17 protein-coding genes and 1 pseudogene are annotated in these 20,235 nt (G+C 54.5%); 12 read left to right on the forward strand and 6 right to left on the reverse strand.

Annotation, left to right across the window (positions count from 1 at the left end; all coding sequences use genetic code 11):
* Together AC2FHX_RS11785 and AC2FHX_RS11790 are read left to right on the forward strand one after the other, a co-directional pair.
* Positions 1–225 (forward strand): DDE-type integrase/transposase/recombinase (locus AC2FHX_RS11785; RefSeq protein ID WP_496702086.1); only part of this gene is annotated, 225 nt, incomplete at its 5' end.
* 201 nt (positions 226–426) lie between these two features.
* A complete protein-coding gene (locus AC2FHX_RS11790) occupies positions 427–1,314 on the forward strand; it encodes a LysR family transcriptional regulator (protein ID WP_496702085.1) in 888 nt (295 codons plus the stop codon).
* Positions 1,315–1,435: 121 nt separating this feature from the next.
* Here AC2FHX_RS11790 and AC2FHX_RS11795 read toward each other — a convergent pair.
* The 4 genes and pseudogenes from AC2FHX_RS11795 to AC2FHX_RS11810 form a co-directional block, all read right to left on the reverse strand.
* Positions 1,436–1,486, reverse strand: a pseudogene (locus AC2FHX_RS11795) (hypothetical protein); the annotation flags it as partial.
* Between the two features lie 446 nt (positions 1,487–1,932).
* Positions 1,933–2,601, reverse strand: coding sequence for a hypothetical protein (locus AC2FHX_RS11800; RefSeq protein ID WP_496691393.1), 669 nt, complete (start codon positions 2,599–2,601; stop codon positions 1,933–1,935).
* 3 nt (positions 2,602–2,604) lie between these two features.
* Positions 2,605–4,005: a selenium-binding protein SBP56-related protein gene (locus AC2FHX_RS11805; protein WP_281995033.1), complete on the reverse strand. Its 1,401-nt coding sequence runs from the start codon at positions 4,003–4,005 to the stop codon at positions 2,605–2,607.
* Positions 4,006–4,086: 81 nt separating this feature from the next.
* Positions 4,087–4,845 carry an IclR family transcriptional regulator gene (locus AC2FHX_RS11810; protein WP_282021716.1) on the reverse strand — a complete coding sequence of 253 codons (759 nt, stop codon included), beginning with the start codon at positions 4,843–4,845 and terminating at the stop codon, positions 4,087–4,089.
* A gap of 87 nt (positions 4,846–4,932) precedes the next feature.
* On the opposite strand from AC2FHX_RS11810, the gene AC2FHX_RS11815 reads away from it, so the two are divergent.
* On the forward strand, positions 4,933–5,088 hold the full coding sequence (locus AC2FHX_RS11815) for a hypothetical protein (RefSeq protein WP_496702081.1): 156 nt from the start codon (positions 4,933–4,935) through the stop codon (positions 5,086–5,088).
* Between the two features lie 485 nt (positions 5,089–5,573).
* On the forward strand, positions 5,574–7,400 hold the full coding sequence (locus AC2FHX_RS11820) for a BCCT family transporter (RefSeq protein ID WP_496702079.1): 1,827 nt from the start codon (positions 5,574–5,576) through the stop codon (positions 7,398–7,400).
* A 371-nt stretch (positions 7,401–7,771) separates the two neighbouring features.
* Here the strand turns inward: AC2FHX_RS11820 and AC2FHX_RS11825 are convergent, their stop codons facing one another.
* Entirely contained in the window at positions 7,772–8,533 is a 762-nt protein-coding gene (locus AC2FHX_RS11825; RefSeq protein ID WP_281972993.1) for a helix-turn-helix transcriptional regulator, read from the reverse strand.
* A 128-nt stretch (positions 8,534–8,661) separates the two neighbouring features.
* On the opposite strand from AC2FHX_RS11825, the gene AC2FHX_RS11830 reads away from it, so the two are divergent.
* From AC2FHX_RS11830 to AC2FHX_RS11865, 8 genes are all read left to right on the forward strand, one after another.
* Positions 8,662–10,638, forward strand: a complete 1,977-nt coding sequence (locus tag AC2FHX_RS11830) for a CocE/NonD family hydrolase (protein ID WP_496702077.1) — start codon at positions 8,662–8,664, stop codon at positions 10,636–10,638.
* A gap of 21 nt (positions 10,639–10,659) precedes the next feature.
* Positions 10,660–12,225, forward strand: a complete 1,566-nt coding sequence (locus AC2FHX_RS11835) for an ABC transporter substrate-binding protein (RefSeq protein ID WP_496702075.1) — start codon at positions 10,660–10,662, stop codon at positions 12,223–12,225.
* A gap of 86 nt (positions 12,226–12,311) precedes the next feature.
* A complete protein-coding gene (locus AC2FHX_RS11840; protein ID WP_271948705.1) occupies positions 12,312–13,250 on the forward strand; it encodes an ABC transporter permease in 939 nt (312 codons plus the stop codon).
* Positions 13,251–13,262: 12 nt separating this feature from the next.
* Entirely contained in the window at positions 13,263–14,120 is an 858-nt protein-coding gene (locus tag AC2FHX_RS11845; protein ID WP_496691389.1) for an ABC transporter permease, read from the forward strand.
* Positions 14,117–15,097, forward strand: coding sequence for an ABC transporter ATP-binding protein (locus AC2FHX_RS11850; RefSeq protein WP_496702073.1), 981 nt, complete (start codon positions 14,117–14,119; stop codon positions 15,095–15,097). Before AC2FHX_RS11845 ends, AC2FHX_RS11850 begins: the two co-directional genes overlap by 4 nt.
* Complete coding sequence (locus AC2FHX_RS11855) at positions 15,094–16,017, forward strand: oligopeptide/dipeptide ABC transporter ATP-binding protein (RefSeq protein WP_142636099.1); 924 nt, start codon at positions 15,094–15,096, stop codon at positions 16,015–16,017. The genes AC2FHX_RS11850 and AC2FHX_RS11855 overlap by 4 nt, the downstream gene beginning before the upstream one ends.
* Positions 16,018–16,028: 11 nt before the next feature.
* Positions 16,029–17,675 carry an amidohydrolase gene (locus AC2FHX_RS11860; RefSeq protein WP_496702071.1) on the forward strand — a complete coding sequence of 549 codons (1,647 nt, stop codon included), beginning with the start codon at positions 16,029–16,031 and terminating at the stop codon, positions 17,673–17,675.
* Entirely contained in the window at positions 17,675–19,186 is a 1,512-nt protein-coding gene (locus AC2FHX_RS11865) for a M81 family metallopeptidase (protein ID WP_496730795.1), read from the forward strand. The genes AC2FHX_RS11860 and AC2FHX_RS11865 overlap by 1 nt, the downstream gene beginning before the upstream one ends.
* Positions 19,187–19,337: 151 nt before the next feature.
* Here AC2FHX_RS11865 and AC2FHX_RS11870 read toward each other — a convergent pair whose 3' ends face one another.
* A complete protein-coding gene (locus AC2FHX_RS11870) occupies positions 19,338–20,225 on the reverse strand; it encodes an MBL fold metallo-hydrolase (protein ID WP_496702067.1) in 888 nt (295 codons plus the stop codon).
* Between the last annotated feature and the right edge of the window lie 10 nt (positions 20,226–20,235).

Consider the following 20,235-nt stretch of genomic DNA (forward strand, 5'->3'; position numbering starts at 1 on the left):
GGTTGTCCGATCCCGATCGATATGGTCAGGCGGAAATACCTCAACAACATCATTGAACAGGATCACCGCTTCATCAAGCGGCTCATGAGGCCAATGCTCGGCTTCAAATCTTTCGCTTCAGCCGCATCTGTCCTGGCAGGCATAGAACTGGTCAACATGATCCGCAAAGGTCAATTCACACCCAAACTCCGTCCGTTTCAGCAGTTCGCCCAACTGGCGGGGTAAACTGCTAATCAATTCCACTGATGTTCCGCCATCCAAAAAGTTTGCGACAGAACCCCAATTACCTGCTGATTTATGTTTTTTTCAGTCATGCCCGTATCTCCTGGTCGAGTGAAAGAACAAAACCAGACCAAATTTGGGAACTTGCTGATAGAAGAAAATTGATAGATAAAACGATCTATCGCGAATTTTTCTTGGTGGTAAATGCCGTCCAACCAGATAAGTCTAACCTGGCTGCGTAGCTTTGAAGCCGCGGCCCGACATCTGAATTTTACCAGTGCAAGCGTCGAATTGGGGCTGACGCAGGCTGCCGTCAGCCTGCACATCCGATCGTTGGAACAGCAGTTGCAGCACAAGTTATTTGTGAGGCGTGCAAGACACCTGTCTCTCACAGAGCTTGGTCAGGCTTATTGCTCAACTGTCCGGCAGGCGCTTGCTGATATCGATATGGCCTCGGCAAACCTTTTCGGGTCGATGGCGACGAAGACAGTTACGATCAAGGCGCCGATATCGACCGCTTCACTTTGGCTTGCGCCCCGTCTTCCGTCATTCAAGAAAGACCACCCGACGATAGATCTTCGCCTTGTGACAAATATCTGGACAGAGACCACCAATTTAGAAGAGATCGACGTAGAGCTGCGCTTGGGTCGTGGCAACTGGACCGACGCACTCTCCGAGAAACTCTCTGATGAAGCGATCGTCCCGATATGCGCTAAAGGCCGGAAGAACAGTGCAAAGCAAGTGCAGGATCTGCTGTCTGGTCCATTTGTTCACATATTAGGCCATGAAGGCCATTGGGAAAGATACTTGAGCGCATATGATTGCACCAAGCCGCAAGACGCCCCGCAATACTTGGTAGACACAACCATTTCGGCGCTGCAACTTGTCGCGAGTGGCGGTGGCTATGCCCTAGTGTTCTCGCGACTGGTCAATGCCGAAAATGGGCTCGCCTCGGGCGTTCGATTTGCCGGTAAACCGCTGCCACACCCGGATGCACATTTCCTAATGCAACCTGTTTCCAAAAAAGCTGTACGACCAGAGGTCGAGATCTTTGTAGACTGGTTGCGTAACCAGTATAAAGAAGATGTTTGATCTTGGAATGAAAACAGATTTTGCAGCGAGAGGGGCGGTTTTGTCGACCACGATCTGCAACGGAATGCCTTTGTTGGCCAATGCCTCCGCGAAGAATTGCTTGGCCGTCGCGATCAACCGCCCGATACCGATACATCCAATGGCCGCGCACTTTGAGATAGGTTTCGTCCATGCGCCATGAAACTGCACCAGGGCGCTTACGTTTATGCGTCTCAATCTTGACCTGGGGCGAGAATTTCACCACCCAATCTGCTGATTGTCACATGATCAACCGCAACGCCCCGCTCAGCCAATATCTGCTCCAGGTCGCGTTAAGGCACTGAGTATCGTGAGTAAAAGTAGATTGCGTGAACAACGATGTGCTTTGGAAAATGGCATCCTTTGAACGAGAGCGTGTTGAGCATCCGCTTTGCAGATTGACTCACGCATCATGCCGGTCGGGGTTATTCCAGGCAATCAAGTTGAAAAGTTTGCGGCAGAGCCTGCAGGAGAAATTCCACCTGACTAAACCGGCAACGCGGTGCTTCAGGTGCCACTAGATGCGTTGAAAGATTAACTGCCGGGATTGCTGGTTTCTGCCAGCTCGTGAACAGGTGGCATTTGGCCGGGTAACCGATTTCAATGGCCAAAAAGTGCTGCATAGAGTCCGAATGCTCCGACGGCGATGAGGCTGAGTGCCCAAACGACATCAAGATTGAACCATGTCTTTGAGAGGAACCTGAGCCCCAGCCAAAGGTAGATCACAACTGCGATGGTGCCGCCAGCAATTGTCATCGACAACGTGTGTACTGCTGCAACAAGAAACGCAGTCGTCACGTTGCTGCTCATAAGTGTTTGTGCTGCGGCATGACCGGTTTCGTTCGCTCCAATCGCACAGATGCCCAGAAAAATCGGCACCAGCATCAAACCAGCCCCATGCGCCATCGCAGCGAGGAATGACCAGAGCGCCAACCGGGCAGGGTGCACGCGCGCCAGAATTTTCGGATGTCTTCGGTTGATCAGCAGATAGAGGCCCATGGCGATAACCAAAAGCCCGGCGACCACGCGGATTTGAACTTCCCACTGAACAAGGAACATCATCAGTGAGAATGGCAACAAGATGCCAATCATCGCGAGGAAATGCCCCGTGGCCAACATTGCCAGCGCTTTTGGCAGGGCGCTGTGCTTTCGCTCCATCAACGCCGCCGAAACGGCCAGCGGCCAACCCATGCCGGGGTTGATACCGTGGTAGAGTCCAGAAAAAATGACAGCCCACCAAAGGGCTGTCATTGTTGTTATGTCGCCCATTTCTTAGACGGACGGATAGCAGAAGCTGTCGGTCGAACAGTCACCGCCTTCCAGGCGAATTTGGTGACTGCGCAGACCTTTGGGGAAGTCGACATAAAAGTCATTGTTCAGCGTCAGCCCCCCGTTTTCGCCCACATCGGCCATCACCATTTGTCCGCCTTCGTCGTCGGGATAGAACTGGTTGTCCCAGGTGGAGTAAAGCGAGTTGGTCCAGTAGACGCGCTTGCCGTCGCGGCTGATTTCAACCATTTGCGGGCCATAGGCAAAATCCTTGCCGTTGGAGTGCTTGGTGCCGCGGGCGATGCCGCCCAGCTCGACTTTTCCGGTCAGCTTCGGGTTCATCGGGTCGCTGACATCGTATTGATGCATCTCGCCCAGCCCCCAGCACGCAACATAGAGGTATTTGTCGTCTAGGCTCAGGTCGATATCGGTGACCAGCGGCGGCACGGCCTCGAACCCTTGCAACAGTGGCGGCAGGTTCTCGGGCTTTTCGGGGCGCGGGTCGATGGTGATCGTTTTCTTGGACTGCCATTTGCCGTCGTCACCGCGCCACCATGTGAAAATTGCGCCTTGCAGGTTGGTGGTGTCCACCACGACACCACAGAAACCATAAGATTTTGTCGGGTCATGCGCAGGGCGAATTTCCAGTGCCATCTGGTAATTGTCGCCAAAATCCATCGTCTGGATATTCTTGCGCGCGCGCAAGTCCCAGAAGTGGATCGAATGGCCATACTTGTTCGACAACAGGTCCTCGGGCACCACGCCGTTTTCAAACTGCGGCGGCAAACCCCATTCGGAACTAACCATGTAGTCCTGCGGCAGGTTCCACCAGAAATCATAGTGCTTGTCCTGCTTGCCGCGATCCATCTCGTATTGCCCGATTATTTCGAACGTCTCGCAATCCATGATGAAGATGCCCGGAGGTCCGTCTGTACCGTCTTCGCCGCCACCTCCAAGGCAGGAAACATAGATCCCTTCGGGACCGCAATGGATGGTGTGCGGGCGCGAATAACCGGTTTTTGCAAATAGTTCTTCGGGTTCGATCGTCTTGTGGATCTTAGCCTTCAACGGGTCTTTCACGTCGATGATGTAAATACGTGAGGATCGGATTCCAGGTACGATCAGATAACGTCGTTCCAGAAAGGCGTGCCCGGTCAGAGGAGACAGAGATGACGAACAGGCGTTCCAGCCGAAATGGTGAAATTCGTCGCCTTTGTTGGGAACAATGACCTGATGTACGATCTGGCCATAGGTGTCGGAGTCCGGTTTGAGGTCAATGACCGCGATGCCATCAGATTGCGATCCGTCCGGGCTGAGCATTACAGTGAAGGCGTAGTTTTCCACCGGTGCCTGCATTGCAAGCTTAGGCGAGGCGTGAAACGTTGGATCTGGTCTCAGGTTCATTTAGTTTCCTCCGGTTTGTTGAATTTTTCCTATTCTCAGTGTCATCCTTTTGGCCAAAAGGGCCCTTAGTTATTCGTTTCCTTATGTATCCGTTACGTTGCACAGCTGGATTGCGCCACTGACCTTCTTGGACAAGCCTTTCAGTTTCTCGCCGATCTCGATGCGGTATTCGGTGCGGAACCGGCGAATGGGGCCAACCGCACCAATACTGAACGTAGCTCCGATGTTGCCGATCGATACCGGTGCCGCAACGCTGGCAATTCCGATGTCGATTTCCTGATCACAATCGGCAAAGCCGCGTTCGCTAATTATCTCGAATTCGCGGCGTAGCTCATCTTCGGACGTCTTGGTGTGTTCAGTATACGCCTTCAGGCTCCCTGACATGATGCTTTCGCGAAATTCCGGTTCCGCAAAGGCGGCAATGGCTTTCGAGCACGAGCAGGCATGCATGGGACGTACGCCCAAGCCCGGATGAATGAAGGCACGAGCGGGATCATCGGGTGTTTCTACGTGGATGATTTCAACTTTGTTGTCGCGAAAGCGCGCAAGAAAAACCGTTTCATTAAAATTTGTCGCTGCGAGGCGCATGAGGGGGGCTGCACAGCGTCGGACATCGGCATCGGACTTTCCAAGCAAGGCAATCCTGATCATCCGCTCGCCAATGATGTATTTTCCGTCATCAGAGGGTTCGTCGAGGAGATTTTGTTCAACAAGTGACTGAATGAGCCGGTAACATGTGGGCTTGGGCAGATCGGTTGCACGTTGAACCTCTGCCACCGAAACAGGGCGTCCGACGACTGCGATGATTTCAAGTATCTGGATCAGACGTTCTAGGTGCATATTAATGAAATTCTCACAATACGAGACTGTATATCGAATGATGGGAATCTTTCGTCCAAACGCAAGTATAATCTTTGGGAAATTTATATGCGGACAATGGCGGTGGCTGCGATTGAGACCGAAAAATTCCTTGAGATCATTGAGGTTGAGCTAGAAGGATCACAGACTGGCGAAGCCCTGATAGAGATCTATGCGACGGGGACTGTAGCTGTTACCAACCCGGCCGAGGCCGAAATTGACTGAACCGGTTTCGCGTCGGATAGGGCGGGATAGGCCCAACGCTATTCAAAGGTTACGACCTGTTGGCGCGGGTCAGATCATTAGTGTCGACCCTATGCATGCACCTAAGTAGATCCGTGCGGTTGTTGAATTCTGGCAAGGAAAGTTACCGACTTCATCTTTACTGAAGTTAATTAAAGCTAATTGAGTTTGACTGATATCGCCCTCTAGCTGCATTCTGCTCTGAATCGGAATTGCCGAATTTGGAGCCAGACGTGACCACTTCTGAACCTGATCGCGTCGTTTCAGTCGGCGAGCAATGCTCGCCTGCCAGATGTGAACCGTCGGTAATCCTTGAATGTGCCGCTACCGGAGACGTAGCGCTAACCGCCACGCTGCATGAGAAGATCGGCACGTGTGTTCGAACCAAAGGCCCGTCGGGTTCATGGTACAAAGCCAACTAACCTGTGCGGAAAAATAATGAAAAAGTGACAACTGGGAGGAACCTTATGTCATTACCTGAACCATTTACGGATCTAGAGATAGAAACGGCGGATGCCGGTTTCTATGAGAATTACAGCGTACCGATCGCGCTGATCAGCAAGGGCATCATGGTTGCCCTTGTACTGTGGGCGCTTGTCTTCCCGGCCAATGCCAACAGCACCCTCGGTAGCTGGAATGGCAAGCTGCTGGAAATCTTCAACAGCTTCTACATTGTTATTGTCGGCCTGTTTGCCATCTTTCTGGTGATTGTGGCGATCCTGCCGTCGACAGGGAAGCGGGTCATGGGAACACCTGGCGAAAAGCCCGAGTTCTCGAACTTCTCGTGGTTCTCGATGATGTTTGGTGCCGGTCTGGGTGTCGGCCTGATGGTCTTTGCGACCGCTGAACCGCTGGGCCTGTGGGGATCAAACCCCGAGGTCGTGTCCGGTGCAGTTGCTGGCAACGATCCCGACTCCGTTCAGTCGGCCTATCGGTATACCTTCCTGCACTATGGCTTCCACGCCTGGGCAATCTATGTGGTGACTGGCCTGTCGCTGGCCTATTACGCCTATACCCGTGACATGCCTCTGACCATCCGTGCGGCTCTGACCCCGCTGTTCGGTCGTTTGATGAACGGATTCCTTGGCCATGTGGTCGACGTTCTGGGCGTTGTTGCAACGATCCTGGGTGTGTCCGTGACCATCGGTTTTGGCGTCAGCCAGTTCATCGACGGTCTCTATGCCATCACCGGCATGGAATGGATCATGGACTTTGGCGGAGATGTTCCGACGCCAAGCAAAGTTGGTCTGATTGCTGGTCTGGTCGTTATCATGGGCTTGTCCATCATTTCGGCGGTGTCGGGTGTTGGCCGGGGTGTTAAATACCTGTCGAACCTGAACCTTGTCCTGTCGATCATCCTGCTGGGCACGTTTGTGATCTTCGGGTCCTTTGTCTTTGCTATGACCACCTATGGTACAGCCCTGGTTGATTACCTTCTGAACTTCCTCTCGCTGAGCTTTGGTGCCTATGGCCCGCTGTCAGCCGAGGCCTTTGCGGCGGCTCTGCCTGCCGAAGCGCAGGCACATGCGGATGCCCTGATGGGTGGCGCAACCAACGCCTGGGGCAGCTTTGATGGCTTCAAGAGCGGTCTGGAGGGCGCAGCAGCTGAACTGGACGAGGCCACGCTGGCCGCGGCATATGCCGCTGGTGAGCAGGGCCGTCAATTCGGCTGGCAGGCCGGTTGGACCACGTTCTACTGGGCCTGGTGGATTGCGTTCTCGCCGTTTGTGGGCCTGTTCCTGGCGCGTATCTCCAAAGGTCGCTCCGTGCGTGAGTTCATTCTGGGCTGCGTGCTTGCACCGGCACTGGTGTGCTTCGCCTGGATGACTGTACTGGGTGGCACCGCGATTGATCTGGAACTGGCCGGTGCCGCAGAAGGCGCGATCATTGGTGCCTCGAACACAAACAAGCTGTTCGTGACCCTGTCCTACATGATCGACGGAGGGCTGCTGTCCATGCTGAACGTCATGTGCGTGATCCTGATCATGACCTTCCTGGTGACCTCAGCTGACTCGGGCATTCTGGTGATGAACACCATCATGTCCGGCGGCAGCCAGGAGACCGGCATCAAGCACCGCATCATCTGGGGGGTGATCCTGACGGCTGTGATCGGCGCGCTGATCCTTGCTGCAGGGGAAAACAACCCGATGGATGCGTTGCGCAACGCGATGATCATCGGTGCATTGCCATTTACCATGGTGATGGCCCTGATGATGGTCTCGCTGACCAAAGCGCTTTACCGCGACGGACAGCGTGACAAGCATGCTGACGCAAGCACACAGGCTGCCGAGTAATCAACCTATAGCGTTAAAAACCTTGCGCCGCCCCTTTGATCGGGGGCGGCGTTTTCGTGCAGCGGTGGATTAAGTTCTGACCAGTGTTTCGTGCCAGACGTCAGACAGGCAGCATGTTTGCAGAAGCAGCACAAATGCTACTGCGCACACATGGTATTGCCAGATCGGTGTTGATGCCTGGGTCATAATCCGCCTCTTCGCAGCAATCAGAGACGAACATTACCCGTTGCACGAGCTAGACTTGCGGCATTGTCAGTGCTGTCTCGAAGAACTGGTACGAATTGATCTCGTACAGCTTGGACGAAAAATTGCTATCGGAATTGGAGTCGGCACCTAAAGAACGGTGCTTTCGCTTATGTCTATCCGGCGATTCAAACCTCGGTCAGGTGCTTTCTGACAGTTGGATCAATCCTATTACTTTGAATTGGGTAAATGCCACAAGCTGCGATCGCCTCGCGCGCAGTTACGCGTTCGTGCAGACGTTTCCAGATTGTTTTGGCTGCGTATGGATGGGGGTATGGGCGCCAAGCAACGCCCATGGTCATCCCTCGCAAATACTTCAGTTGCTGGCGATGCGCCGAGTACAAGATTGTATTGGAAACGCTGCCTTCGCGCGCGAGCTCGTGTTCAGTCACGAATATCCTGTTCCCGCGCATAGTTACAAAGCCAGCGTAGCGCGAAATCTGATGCATGCTCTTGTCTGGAGACGTGGCAATTTCACGGGACCGGATCGTGATTAGCCCTTCAACTTCCTGAATGCGGATCAATGAACAGAAGATTTTTCCTTCCCAAGATGGCGTGCAGAAATAGGAATGATAAAAACCTATGTAGCGCCTCAGGTTCTTCTGTTGCCCCCGGAAGGGTTCCAAAAACGCATCTGTGGGCGTTTTCCCAACTTGTGGCAGGACGCCTCTTAGCATTCGTTCGAAGCTTGCAGTTTCCTCGAAAAGCTGTGCTTCGGTCAGGTCGAAATGACGTGCAATGCGGCGCATGTTATGGGCAGAGGGCAGGCTGGAGCCATTCAAATAGCGATTGAATTGCTGTCTATTGACGCCGATTTCGCGGCAAATCTGCGAAATGTTTCCATGCTCTGCGCACAACGATCGTAAGTTGGCAGAAAAATACTCGGACACAAGAAAAACCTTTCGCGTTTTGACGCTATATCACTGCAAACTGCGTCAACTCGCATAAGATTGCACAATTTGATTTATCTGCAAATCGGTTTCTTCTTCAGCATCAGATCGTAACAGACAAGCTTCAGATGCCAATCGAAACAATCGAAAACACATGGATCACACTTGCCGATGGGCGACGGCTTGCGGCGCGCCTCTGGTTGCCCGAGACAGGCCCCACACCGGCCATTCTGGAATATCTGCCATATCGCAAACGTGACGGCACCGCGCCCAGAGACGAAACAACACACACGGTTTTTGCAAAGGCGGGCTATGCCTGTATTCGGGTCGACATAGCTGGCACCGGGGACAGCGAAGGGCAATTCGACGACGAATACTCGGAACAGGAACTGCATGATGGTGAGGAAGTCATAGCCTGGATTGCCGCGCAGGATTGGTGTGACGGCAATGTCGGGATGATTGGGATATCTTGGGGCGGGTTTAATGGTCTGCAGCTGGCCTTCAGGCAACCACCTGCACTGAAAGCCATCGTCAGTGTCGCTTCGACTGTGGATCGATATGCCGATGACATCCATTTCATGGGTGGGTGCCTGCTGAGTGACAACATGAATTGGGGCAGTCAGATGTTTGCCTATCTGACGCGCCCAGCTGATCCAGAGCTTCGCGCAGATTGGCGACAGGACTGGCTTGCCCGATTGCAAAGCGTCCCATTCTCTTCTGCAGATTGGCTGCGACATCAGACGCGCGACCCATATTGGAAGCACGGCTCAGTTTGCGAGGATTGGACCGCGATCCAAACCCCTGTCTTGGCGATTACAGGCTGGGCAGATGCTTACGTCAATGCGCCTCCGGCTTTGGCAGCCAACCTGACAGCGCCAACCAAAGCTATCATTGGGCCGTGGGAACACCGCTATCCGCACATCTCAAAGCTCGATCCCGCAGATTTTCATTCCGAAGTCGTCGGGTGGTTTGACCGCTGGCTGAAGGGACAACAAAACGGCGCCGAGGATTTGCCTGCCTATCGGACTTACATGCAGGAACACGTCAATCCGACTGCGCAAAACGGTCCTCGGAAAGGTCGTTGGATTGCAGAGACGGCATGGCCGTCACCTCATGTCTCAGAACGGGTCTGGCATCTGGTTCCTGGTGGGTTTTCGCGGGACCCGGTGGTTGGTACGGTCGTTGTCACGTCGCCCAACCATGTTGGTGGGGAAGGCGGATATTTCTGTGCGGGCATGCGTATCGACAATGAACTTGCAGGGGATCAGGCCGGTGATGATGCCTTATCGGTCTGTTTTGACAGCTCGCCGCTGCAAGCACCGCTCGAGCTGCTGGGTCGGGCAAAGCTAAAGTTCCAGTTTTCAGTGGATCAGCCTGTTGCCCAGCTTGTCGCGCGGCTGTGTGATGTTTCACCCGAAGGTGTGTCACAGCGGATCAGCTATCGTCCGTTGAACCTGTGTCACTACCACAGTCATGAGACGCCGCAGGTCCTGCAGCCAGGTGAGATCTACGAGGCTGAAATCACGCTGAACGAATGTGCGCACCATTTGCGCGAGGGCCACGTTTTGCGACTGGCGTTGTCGACGTCTTATTGGCCGATTGTCTGGCCAGCACCTCAATCGGCCACGGTAACTTTACACTTGCTGGATTGTACTCTTCATCTGCCGGTGCGCGAAGTTGCGCATGAAATTCAAGCCTCTGAACCCGGCCCGGCGCAGGCGTATCCGGTTCTGGCAGCTGAGCAGTTGCGTTTACCTTCAGCGCAATCAGAACGCACGGTGACGGAAAGCGGTTGCGTGGTTCTGGAGACGTTTGATGACTATGGTAAAACGCGCGATCCCTACCACGATCTGATTGTTGGTAGCGACGTACGCATGCTTTACCGCATTCACCCCGATGATCCGAAAACCGCGTATTTCGAGATCGCTTGGAGTTTTTCGTTCGAGCGCGAAGAATGGCAGGTCGCCATCACGACCGAGTGCCGCATGAGCTGTGACACCGAGAATTTCTATCTCTACCGCAAACTACGCGCCACCGAAGGCGCAAATGAAATCGAAGTCCTAACAAGGGAATGGTCCGAAACCGTTCCACGCGGACTTCTCTGACTTAATCTAAGGGAGGATACTATGAAGATCGAATGGACAAAGGCCAATGTTGGTCGCCGGAGGTTTCTGAAAGGTGCAACTGCGCTAGGGGCCGCTACAGCGCTTCCGATGGGGTGGGCGAACAGCGCGTTTGCAGCAGATGACGGTGTTCTGCGGGTGCGGGCTTATGGTGATGCACAGAACATGGATCCAGCACATTCCGTTGGTGTCGTTGAAGAAGAAGTGCATGCCTCCATCTACAACAAGCTGATCCAATACAAGCCGGGCGAGGAATGGGGTTGGCAAATGGATGCGGCAACTATGATCGAGCAGGTTGACCCGACCCATATCAAGTTCGCATTGCGTGACGATATTGGATTCACCAACGGATTTGGCGCGATGACTGCTGAAGACGTCAAATTCAGCATGGAACGGATCGTGGACGACACGACCGACAGTCCGAATAAGCCCGACCTAGGGCCATTCAGCCATGTTGAAGTGACAGGAGACCGTGAAGGGACAATCGTTCTGAACAGCCCGTTTGCCCCGATCTGGTCGATTGCCCTGCCGTATATTACTGGAAACATCGTCTCGAAGGCAGCGGTCGAAGCCGCCGGTGGCCGGATCGGTGCTGATCCGGTTGCGGAATCCGGCCCGTATCTGCGAGACAGTTGGTCGCCCAAAGAAAAGACCGTTCTAAAGCGCAACCCTGACTGGAAAGGGGATGCCCCCGCTTGGGATACCGTCGAGATCTATCCGATCGATGATGAAAACACGGCCGAGATTGCGTTCGAGGCAGGCGAGTTGGACGTAACTCGCGTGTCGCTGGGCTCGGTTGAGCGGTATCGCGCCGGGGTTCCCAATGGTGGGTCGCTGGTTGAGAAACCCTCGCTTTACTATGTCTGGATGGGAATGAACGTCGAGCATCCAAAGCTGCAAAATCAAAAACTGCGGCAGGCAATTCAGCACGCAGTGGATGTTCCGAGCATCCTGGAGGCAGCATATTTTGGAGCTGCTGAACCGGCTACCGGCATCATCGCACCGGGCCTTGCTGGCCATCGGCCATCTTCGCTTGTACCACCTGAGGCGAACTTCGAGAAAGCCGCGCAGTTGCTCGCGGAATCCGGTGAAACCAATGTCACGCTAACCCTCGATACGTTGAACAAGACGACCTTTACAACAACTGCACAGATTATTCAGGCGACGCTGGCGCAGATCGGAATCACGGTTGAGGTTAACGTTCTGGAATCTGGGGCATTCTGGGCGTCCGGTGACAATGAGAACCTACAGCTTGTTCTGAACCGTTTCTCGATGACGCCTGATCCGTATTATGCGACGTCGTGGTTCACACCAGAACAGATCGGGAAATGGAACTGGGAACGGTTTAACAGCCCGGAATTTAACGAAATCCATGAATCTGCGGCTGCTGAAACGGACATCGCAAAGCGAGCTGAAATGTATCAGCGTGCGCAGGATCTGATGGAAGAAAGCGGTGCTTATCGCTTTATCACTCACGAGGCGACACCGGTTATTCACAGCGCACGCGTCATTCCAGCGCTGCGGCCAGATGGCCTGTCCCTGCTTCGCTATTTTGGCAAGGCGACCTGATCTCCCCAGGTCGACCAGGTGCGGCGGGTGCGTAACGCTCGCCGTACCGACACCAACGCCATCAAGCCAAAAGGAGCCAGTTGGCCATGCTGAAATTCGCAACCCGTCGCTTCGGGCTGTCGCTGCTTATCCTGTTCGTGGCGGTCACCGTCATGTTCCTGATGATCCGCGCCGTGCCAGGCGACCCGGTCCAAATCATGCTCGGCCCACGCGCCACGCCCGAGCTTCAGGCCCAACTCACAGTAGCGTTGGGGCTGGACCAGCCAATCTGGAAACAGCTTTTGATTTTTTACGGAAACCTCTTGCAGGGTGACTTGGGAACCGATGTTTTTTCGGGTCGTTCCGTGACTGACATCGTGTTCCAGCAACTACCATTCACACTGGAACTGATTTTCGCGTCGATCCTGTGGTCAGCAACGCTGGGCATCGCACTCGGCGCCTATGCGGCTGCGCATCCCAATACGTTGATCGACCGGGTTGCCGCCGCGATATCTGTCAGTTTTGTGGCCGCTCCGGCCTTTGTTGTCGCGCTCTTGGCTCTTTTGGTTTTTGCGGTGCATCTACAGTGGTTTCCCGCGATCGGTGCCGGGGAAGGCTTCCTTGACCGTCTTGACCATCTGGTCCTGCCCGCCTTTGCCATCGGGCTCAGTTGGGTTGGCTATATTGCCCGGTTGGTACGCGCCTCGATGCTGGAGGTTATGGGTGAAAGCCATGTCCGCACGGCCCGAGCCTTTGGTATCGCCGAACGTCGCGTAGTCATGGTGTACGCGCTGCGGATCGCCATTTTGCCCGTGGTTACCGTGATCGGTGTTGGGATGGGTTTTCTTCTCAGCTCGGCGGTTTTCGCTGAAATCGTCTTTGCCCGACCTGGTTTGGGCAAACTGGTCATCGACAGCATTACGACCCGAAACTACCCGATTGTGATGGGCTCTGTCCTAGTATCAACAGCTTTGTTCGTGGTGTCGACCGCATTGGCCGATCTGATCAATGCGCTGCTTGATCCACGCGCGCGCACGGCTCATTGAGGAGGCAGGCACATGGAAAAATCTCGTTCCGAAATGGGCCAGATCATAGTCGGCGTTGCGCGCGACCCGCTTGGTCTCATGGGCTTAATCATCGTCGGTGTCATCGTTTTCTGCGCAATCTTTGCGTATTGGATCGTACCCTATGATCCGATTGCGATGGATATCAAATCCCGCTTGCAGGGACCGTCCACAGCACACCTGCTGGGCACAGATCAGTTAGGGCGCGATACGTTTTCGCGGGTCATCGCGGGGGGCCAAGTTGCGCTCAAGGTGGCATTGCCCGCCGTGTTCGGAGCAATGGCGATTGGCCTGACACTGGGCATGATTGCAGGGTATGGGCCGAAATGGCTCGATAATCTTCTAATGCTGTTCTTCGATACCATCCGGTCCTTTCCGACAGTGATGTTCGCGCTGGCCGTTGTGGCCCTGATCGGGCCCAGTCTGCAGACGGTCGTGTTTGTCGTCATGGCGACCTCGATCCCAACATATGGGCGCGTGGCGCGGACCCAAACGCTGACACTCCGCAACTCTGAGTTCATCCTGGCTGAACGTTCAATGGGGGCCAGCATGGCGCGCATTCTAGGCGTTCATATGCTGCCCAACATCATTGGCGTTCTGGCTGTGTTGGCAGCCATGGATATCCCCACAGTCATCGCGCTTGAGGCCGGCCTGTCCTTCCTGGGTCTGGGCGTTAAGCCTCCGACCCCGAGCTGGGGTTCTTTGCTTAAGGATGGCTATTCCCTGATCCGCCAAACTCCTTGGTTGGTTGTTGGCGGAGGCCTGCCGATCATTCTGGCAACGCTTGGCTTCACGTTTCTGGGTGAAAGCCTGCGCGATGTAGTTGACCCGAAACTGAGGAAACAGCGATGACCGAGACACTTCTGGAAATCGACCAGCTTTGCGTCGATTACGAAACAGGCCGTGGCGACCTCAGGGCATTGAGGGACATCACATTCAACGTCAACAAAGGTGAAATCGTTGGCATCGTGGGAGAGTCCGGTTGTGGTAAATCCACGTTGATCTCATCCATTCTGCGTTTGACCGCGCCCAATACCCGGTTCCGTGAAGGAGAAATTAGGTTCAAGGGGAAGGATTTGCTGCAAGCCTCTGAGCGGCACATGCGGGACCTGCGCGGGGCGGATATATCCATCGTCTTTCAGGATCCGATGCAAACGCACAACCCGGTTCTGACTATCGGTCAGCAGATGCTGGATATTCAGCACCGATCCAGACAGTCCAAGGCTGACAAGTTGGCGCACGCGGCCAAATTGTTGGGCGCTGTTGGCATTCCTGACCCTGAGGCGCGTCTGGCGCAATATCCGCATGAATTCTCTGGCGGGATGCGTCAACGGATCGCCATCGCGATGGCGTTGATGTCCGAACCTGATCTTTTGATTGCGGATGAGCCGACAACTGCACTGGATGCGACACTGGAGGTGCAGATTATTGAGCGCCTGCAAGAGCTGCAGCGCGAGTTTCACTGTGCCATCCTGTTCATCTCGCACCATTTGGGCGTGATCGCAGAACTCTGCGACAGGGTTGTTGTGATGTATGCTGGCGCAGTTGTTGAAAGCGGGGACGTGCGTGAGATTTTTCACAATCCTAAACACCCTTACACACGCCGACTGATCGAATGCGACCCCGGTCACATCAAAGAGCGTGCCCGTGTATTGCCAACCATTCCCGGTGAAGTGCCCGACTTGGCCAACCTGCCGGGGGGCTGCATTTTCAGGGATCGTTGTGATCAGGCCATGGCGCGCTGCGCCACCGAAGTACCGCCACTGGATCAGTTGAAAGAAGGCCATCACGCTGCGTGCTGGCTGAACCATCAGGAGGTCGCATCATGAGCTTGCTGAACGTTGTGGACCTCAATACCAGCTATGGCCCGGTCAATGTACTGGCGGGTGTCAGCTTTACCGTAGAACCCGGAGAGACTTACGCGCTGGTTGGTGAAAGTGGGTCTGGTAAAACCACGGTCATTCGCGCCATTGCCGGGTTAGCACCTGCGCAAGATGGCTCGGTCACCTTCGAAGGTCAGGAAATTCGGGGCGCACCCGAAAGTGTCATGCGCCCGTTGCGCAAAGACATGGCGATGATGTTTCAAGACCCGGTTGGAAGCCTGTCGCCGCGTCTGACCATCCGCAGTCTGATTACCGAGCCTTACCGCATTCAGGGCATGAAAGACCGTGACATGGACGCCGAAGCCAAGCGCCTGTTGGAAATGGTCAACTTGCCCACGCATTTCGCGGACCGCTATCCTTATCAGCTATCTGGTGGCCAAGCTCGGCGTGTGGGTGTGGCACGTGCACTGGCACTGGAACCCAAATTGATCCTTGCGGATGAGCCCACTGCAGGTCTCGATGTGTCGGTTCAGGGCGAGCTGCTGAACCTGCTCAACGACCTGCGCGAAAGGCTGGGGCTTGCGATGGTGATTATCACGCATAACCTTAGCGTCGTACGCCATGTGGCTGACAGAATGGGCATCATGTATTTGGGCCGATTGGTTGAAGAAGGTACAACCGAGGCCATCTTTAACGAGCCGCGCCATCCCTATACCCGCTGCCTGCTGAGTGCCAACCCAGAGCCGGACCCGGATGCGCGGTTGGAACGGATCGCTCTTAAAGGTGAGCCCCCCAGTTTGCTCAAACGCCCGTCCGGTTGTGAGTTCCGCGAGCGTTGTCCCTTTGCCAAGGATATCTGCACCCAGACTCCGGAATGGGAAGTAAATGGCGGCCACGGGCTGCGTTGTCTGGCCCCGCTGTCGTAGTAGGAAACCCAATGCCAAGCACACTATATTTTAACGGCACAATCCTGACTATGGATGCACAGAACTCCTCTCCAGAGGCTGTTCTGACCGAGGGCAAAAGAATTCAGGCCGTCGGTGCAGAAGCAGATCTGCGCGCACGCATGCCGGCTGACTCACATGAGTATAACCTTCAGGGTCGTACACTGATGCCGGCGTTTATCGACCCGCACGGGCATTTCCCGGATCCAGGGTTCATACGGCTGTTCCGTGTCGACTTATCGTCGCCCCCTTTAGGGGACTGCAAGCACATGGCGCAGGCGTTGAATAGGATTCGGGAAAAGGCTGGCGAGACGCCCGAGGGTGAATGGGTCATGGGCGTGTTGTTTGATAATACTGCCATTCGCGAAGGTCGCATGCCCACGCGGGCTGAGCTGGACGATGTATCACAGCGTCATCCAATCTGGGTTATTCATGCGTCGGGGCACTGTGGCGTAGCCAATTCTGTTGCCCTTCAGAGGCGCGGGTTAACCTGTCAAACACCTGATCCAGAAGGCGGCCGCTTTGGCCGTGATCCTGAGACCGGAGCCCTGACGGGATTGATCGAAGGATTATCGGCCATGGGCGAGATGGGCGATACTGATTTCCTGATTGACCGCGAAAGGTTCTGGCAAGGCTTTGAGGCCTGTCGTGACGAATACCTATCCTATGGTGTGACCTATGCCCAAAACGCCTGGGCGTCGCAAACCATGTTGGAACACTTTGCCAGCCAGCCCGCGGATCTGGATCCGGGAATAGACATTGAGCTCTTACCCGTCGGAAGTCTGGAACCCGAATTGTCCGAGCATTGGATCGGTACGAACTGGCCCGGCAACCCGCATTTCACACTGGGTCCGCGGAAATTGTTCACGGACGGGGCTTTTCAGTTGCAGACCGCGTTTTTGTCTACCCCGTATTTCAAGCCGTCCGATCCCTGCCACCCTTGTGGGATGGTTTACACCTCACAAGAACAGTTAGATGCCGACGTCAGAAAACTCCATGGCAAGGGCTTCCAAATGCATTGCCACTGCAATGGTGATGCCGGTGCCGAGATGTTCATAGATGCGGTGGAAAAGGCGCTTATTGCGCATCCTCGCCAAGATCATCGCCACACCATTATCCACGGTCAGGCTCTGCGGGATGATCAGTTGGAGCGTATGGCCCAGCTTGAACTCACCGTCAGTTTCTTTCCGGCTCATATACATTTTTGGGGTGATCGCCACTACGATACATTCTTGGGGCCGCAGCGCTCCGAGCGGATATCCCCTGCGGCGTCTGCCGAGCGGTTTGGCTTGCGATATACAATCCACAATGATGCTTCGGTCACTCCGACGCGTCCGATCCATCTGGCCCACTGTGCGGTAAATCGAAAATCCGTTTCTGGTCGCGTGCTCGGTGAAGATCAGAAGATCAGCGTTCTGTCAGCCTTGCGCGCTCAGACCATCGAAGCTGCTTGGCAAGTCTTCAAGGACGAGCAGCGCGGTTCTGTCGAACCGGGCAAAGTTGCTGACTTTGTTGTCCTTTCGCGTAATCCACTGCACGATCCGGACCGCCTGACAGATACGCGGGTGCTTGAAACGATCCGCTATGGCCAAAGTGTTTTTGCTGCGCCCCATGCCGAACAAGAAATCGAGCACACATGATGGCGACCAAGCGTATTGCGATCGCGGGTTTTCAGCATGAAACTAATTGCTTTGGTGTGACGCAGGCCGGTCTGCACGAGTTTGAGATGGCCGATTCCTGGCCCAGCATGTTGCACGGTGCGCAGGTGATATCGGAAACGTTTGGCATGAACCTACCTATCGCCGGTTTTGCGAAGGCTGCAGCGGCAGCAGGATTTGAAGTCGCACCAACCCTGTGGTGTTCTGCCGAACCGTCCGCACATGTAACCGATCACGCATTCGAAACAATTTGCGAGATGTTGTTGGATCGCATCCGGGATGTGGGCGACATTGATGGCGTTTATCTCGATCTCCACGGGGCAATGGTCACCGAAAGCTTCGCTGACGGTGAGGGAGAGCTTCTGCGTCGTGTACGTGAAGTTGTGGGCTTCGAATTGCCAGTGGTCGCAAGTTTGGACCTTCACGCCAACATCTCGGCTGAGATGGTCGACAATGCAGACTATTTGTCTGTTTTCAGAACCTATCCCCACTTGGATATGGCGGAAACCGGCGCAAGATGCGTTCCTGTCCTGCAGCGGTTGCTAGCGGGCGAAACGCTCTACAAGGCTTTCCAACCGGTGCCTTACCTCATCCCTCTGCATGCGCAACATACGGGCTCCAAGCCATTCAGCGAGATCTATCAGTTGCCCGAAAGATTTGAGAAGCAGGAAATTCTGGCAGAAATTGCCCTCGGCTTCACTGCGGCGGACTTCTCAGACACAGGCCCATCATGTCTTGCCTACGCGGCCACAGCCCAGAAAGCTGCTGCTGCCGCGGAAGAAGTCGTGCATTTGTTCGTATCTCGCGAAGCCGATCTTGATTGTTCGATGTTGTCTCTAGAGGAAACCGTTTCGATATGTCGCGAGAGGCGGCGAAAACCCATTGTTGTCGCAGATGTCCAGGACAACGCTGGTGCGGGCGGGACATCAGATACTACAGGCTTGCTGGCAGCACTGATTGAGGGCGGGACAAAGAGTGTCTTAATGGGTCTGTTCCATGACCCTGAAAGTGCAAAACAAGCCCATAAGGCCGGAGAAGGTGCACGGATAAAACTTGCGGTCGGTGCAAAGTCCAACTTGGCTGGGCACGTTCCAGTCAAAGCAGAGTTTGAAGTTCTGGCTTTGGGTGATGGCCTTTGTCGCTATACCGGAAAAATGTATGGCGGTGGGGTAGCTACGCTGGGCGAGACAGCTGCCCTACGTTTGATTGGGCATGAGGCAAGTATTGACCTTGTTGTCACAAGTATACGGAACCAATGTCTTGATCGCGCGCATTTTACTCATATCGGATTAGACCCAACGAACTACGCGGTTATCTGTGTAAAAAGCACCGTACATTTCCGAGCGGATTTCGAACCTATTGCAGGAAATATCTGTTCCGTTTCTTCGCCAGGTGCCTTTCTCTGCAACCTGAAAGAAATCCCCTACACTTGTATCACCAGAAGGCTGGCGAACACTCGCTGCGGTACCGTTGCCTCAACTGGCACTGGCTAGTGAATTCCGTTGATCTAGCGGGTCCATTATCATCTGTGAAGCGCGCCTATTGCGGGCTGTGTGGGGTTTTGAGCGAGGCAGCTTACTGCCTCGCATTGTGCCCTTATTCTTGACGGCCAAATTCTAGGAGGTGAATTCGGCCAAGAGAATTTCAGTTCTCTGCCAGCAGACAATAGATGATCATCGTCATCCGCTCGGTTGGAATGTGAAACCAGGCGAACTTCTCAAAGACGGATAACGGATTTTGCGCCAGGACTTCATCCATGGACATGCCCTGATCGACGAGGGGTTTCATCGTGTCCTTGATCGCAAGCATCAAATCGACCGAAGCCTGCATGTCGAACTTGTTACCCGCCGGACCGTGCCCTGCAATGATAACAGTGTCGTCGTTGGCCAAATCGATGATCTGTCTTTGAGCTGAAATAAACCCGTCGATGCTACCGCCATTCTCAAGATCGACGAACGGATAGATCTTGTTAAAGAACAGATCAGCAGCATGAATGACATTAGCTTCGACAAAATGGACGATTGTGTCGCTGACGGTGTGCGCATTAGCAAAGTGCATCAGTTCAATTGTCTGCCCATTCAGGTGGAACGTCATCCTGTCATTGAATGTGATGACCGGCAATCCGGCCTTGTCGAACTGATCATCTTCCAACAGCGCGCGGCGTGTTTCGTCATGGGCTAGAATAGTTGCGCCCCTTGCCGCGTAATTCGCATTACAGCCGACGTGATCGCCATGAAGGTGCGTACTGATAAGGAAATCTATCGGTCCGCCAGCCAGCTTCTCGGTTGTGGATACAGTGACATCGGCGGCTTTTTGCAAACCGTTGTCGATCAGGACAGAACCTTCATCACCAACCAAAAGCCCGAGCGTCCCGCCGGGGTTCCCACTGCCGACTTCCAACATAAAAATCCCGTTCCCGAGATCAACCGGATCCCACGCATCTTCGCCCGTCGGGGCACCGGCCTTATCCCATACGCCTCCGTCAGCATGTCCGTGTAAGAATGATCTGTCTGACGAGCCTGCTTTTGTCATTTCAGTTGTT

Source organism: Ruegeria sp. CDSC042, from assembly GCF_059610745.1.

What these genes read in the sequence shown, in the direction of transcription:
- AC2FHX_RS11840 (WP_271948705.1), top strand. Translation starts at nt 12,312, where the DNA reads ATGCTGAAATTCGCAACCCGTCGCTTCGGGCTGTCGCTGCTTATCCTG.
- AC2FHX_RS11865 (WP_496730795.1), top strand. Translation starts at nt 17,675, where the DNA reads ATGGCGACCAAGCGTATTGCGATCGCGGGTTTTCAGCATGAAACTAAT.
- AC2FHX_RS11870 (WP_496702067.1), bottom strand. Translation starts at nt 20,225, where the DNA reads ATGACAAAAGCAGGCTCGTCAGACAGATCATTCTTACACGGACATGCT.
- AC2FHX_RS11850 (WP_496702073.1), top strand. Translation starts at nt 14,117, where the DNA reads ATGACCGAGACACTTCTGGAAATCGACCAGCTTTGCGTCGATTACGAA.
- AC2FHX_RS11815 (WP_496702081.1), top strand. Translation starts at nt 4,933, where the DNA reads ATGCGGACAATGGCGGTGGCTGCGATTGAGACCGAAAAATTCCTTGAG.
- AC2FHX_RS11790 (WP_496702085.1), top strand. Translation starts at nt 427, where the DNA reads ATGCCGTCCAACCAGATAAGTCTAACCTGGCTGCGTAGCTTTGAAGCC.
- AC2FHX_RS11810 (WP_282021716.1), bottom strand. Translation starts at nt 4,845, where the DNA reads ATGCACCTAGAACGTCTGATCCAGATACTTGAAATCATCGCAGTCGTC.
- AC2FHX_RS11855 (WP_142636099.1), top strand. Translation starts at nt 15,094, where the DNA reads ATGAGCTTGCTGAACGTTGTGGACCTCAATACCAGCTATGGCCCGGTC.
- AC2FHX_RS11820 (WP_496702079.1), top strand. Translation starts at nt 5,574, where the DNA reads ATGTCATTACCTGAACCATTTACGGATCTAGAGATAGAAACGGCGGAT.
- AC2FHX_RS11835 (WP_496702075.1), top strand. Translation starts at nt 10,660, where the DNA reads ATGAAGATCGAATGGACAAAGGCCAATGTTGGTCGCCGGAGGTTTCTG.
- AC2FHX_RS11830 (WP_496702077.1), top strand. Translation starts at nt 8,662, where the DNA reads ATGCCAATCGAAACAATCGAAAACACATGGATCACACTTGCCGATGGG.
- AC2FHX_RS11860 (WP_496702071.1), top strand. Translation starts at nt 16,029, where the DNA reads ATGCCAAGCACACTATATTTTAACGGCACAATCCTGACTATGGATGCA.
- AC2FHX_RS11800 (WP_496691393.1), bottom strand. Translation starts at nt 2,601, where the DNA reads ATGGGCGACATAACAACAATGACAGCCCTTTGGTGGGCTGTCATTTTT.
- AC2FHX_RS11805 (WP_281995033.1), bottom strand. Translation starts at nt 4,005, where the DNA reads ATGAACCTGAGACCAGATCCAACGTTTCACGCCTCGCCTAAGCTTGCA.
- AC2FHX_RS11845 (WP_496691389.1), top strand. Translation starts at nt 13,263, where the DNA reads ATGGAAAAATCTCGTTCCGAAATGGGCCAGATCATAGTCGGCGTTGCG.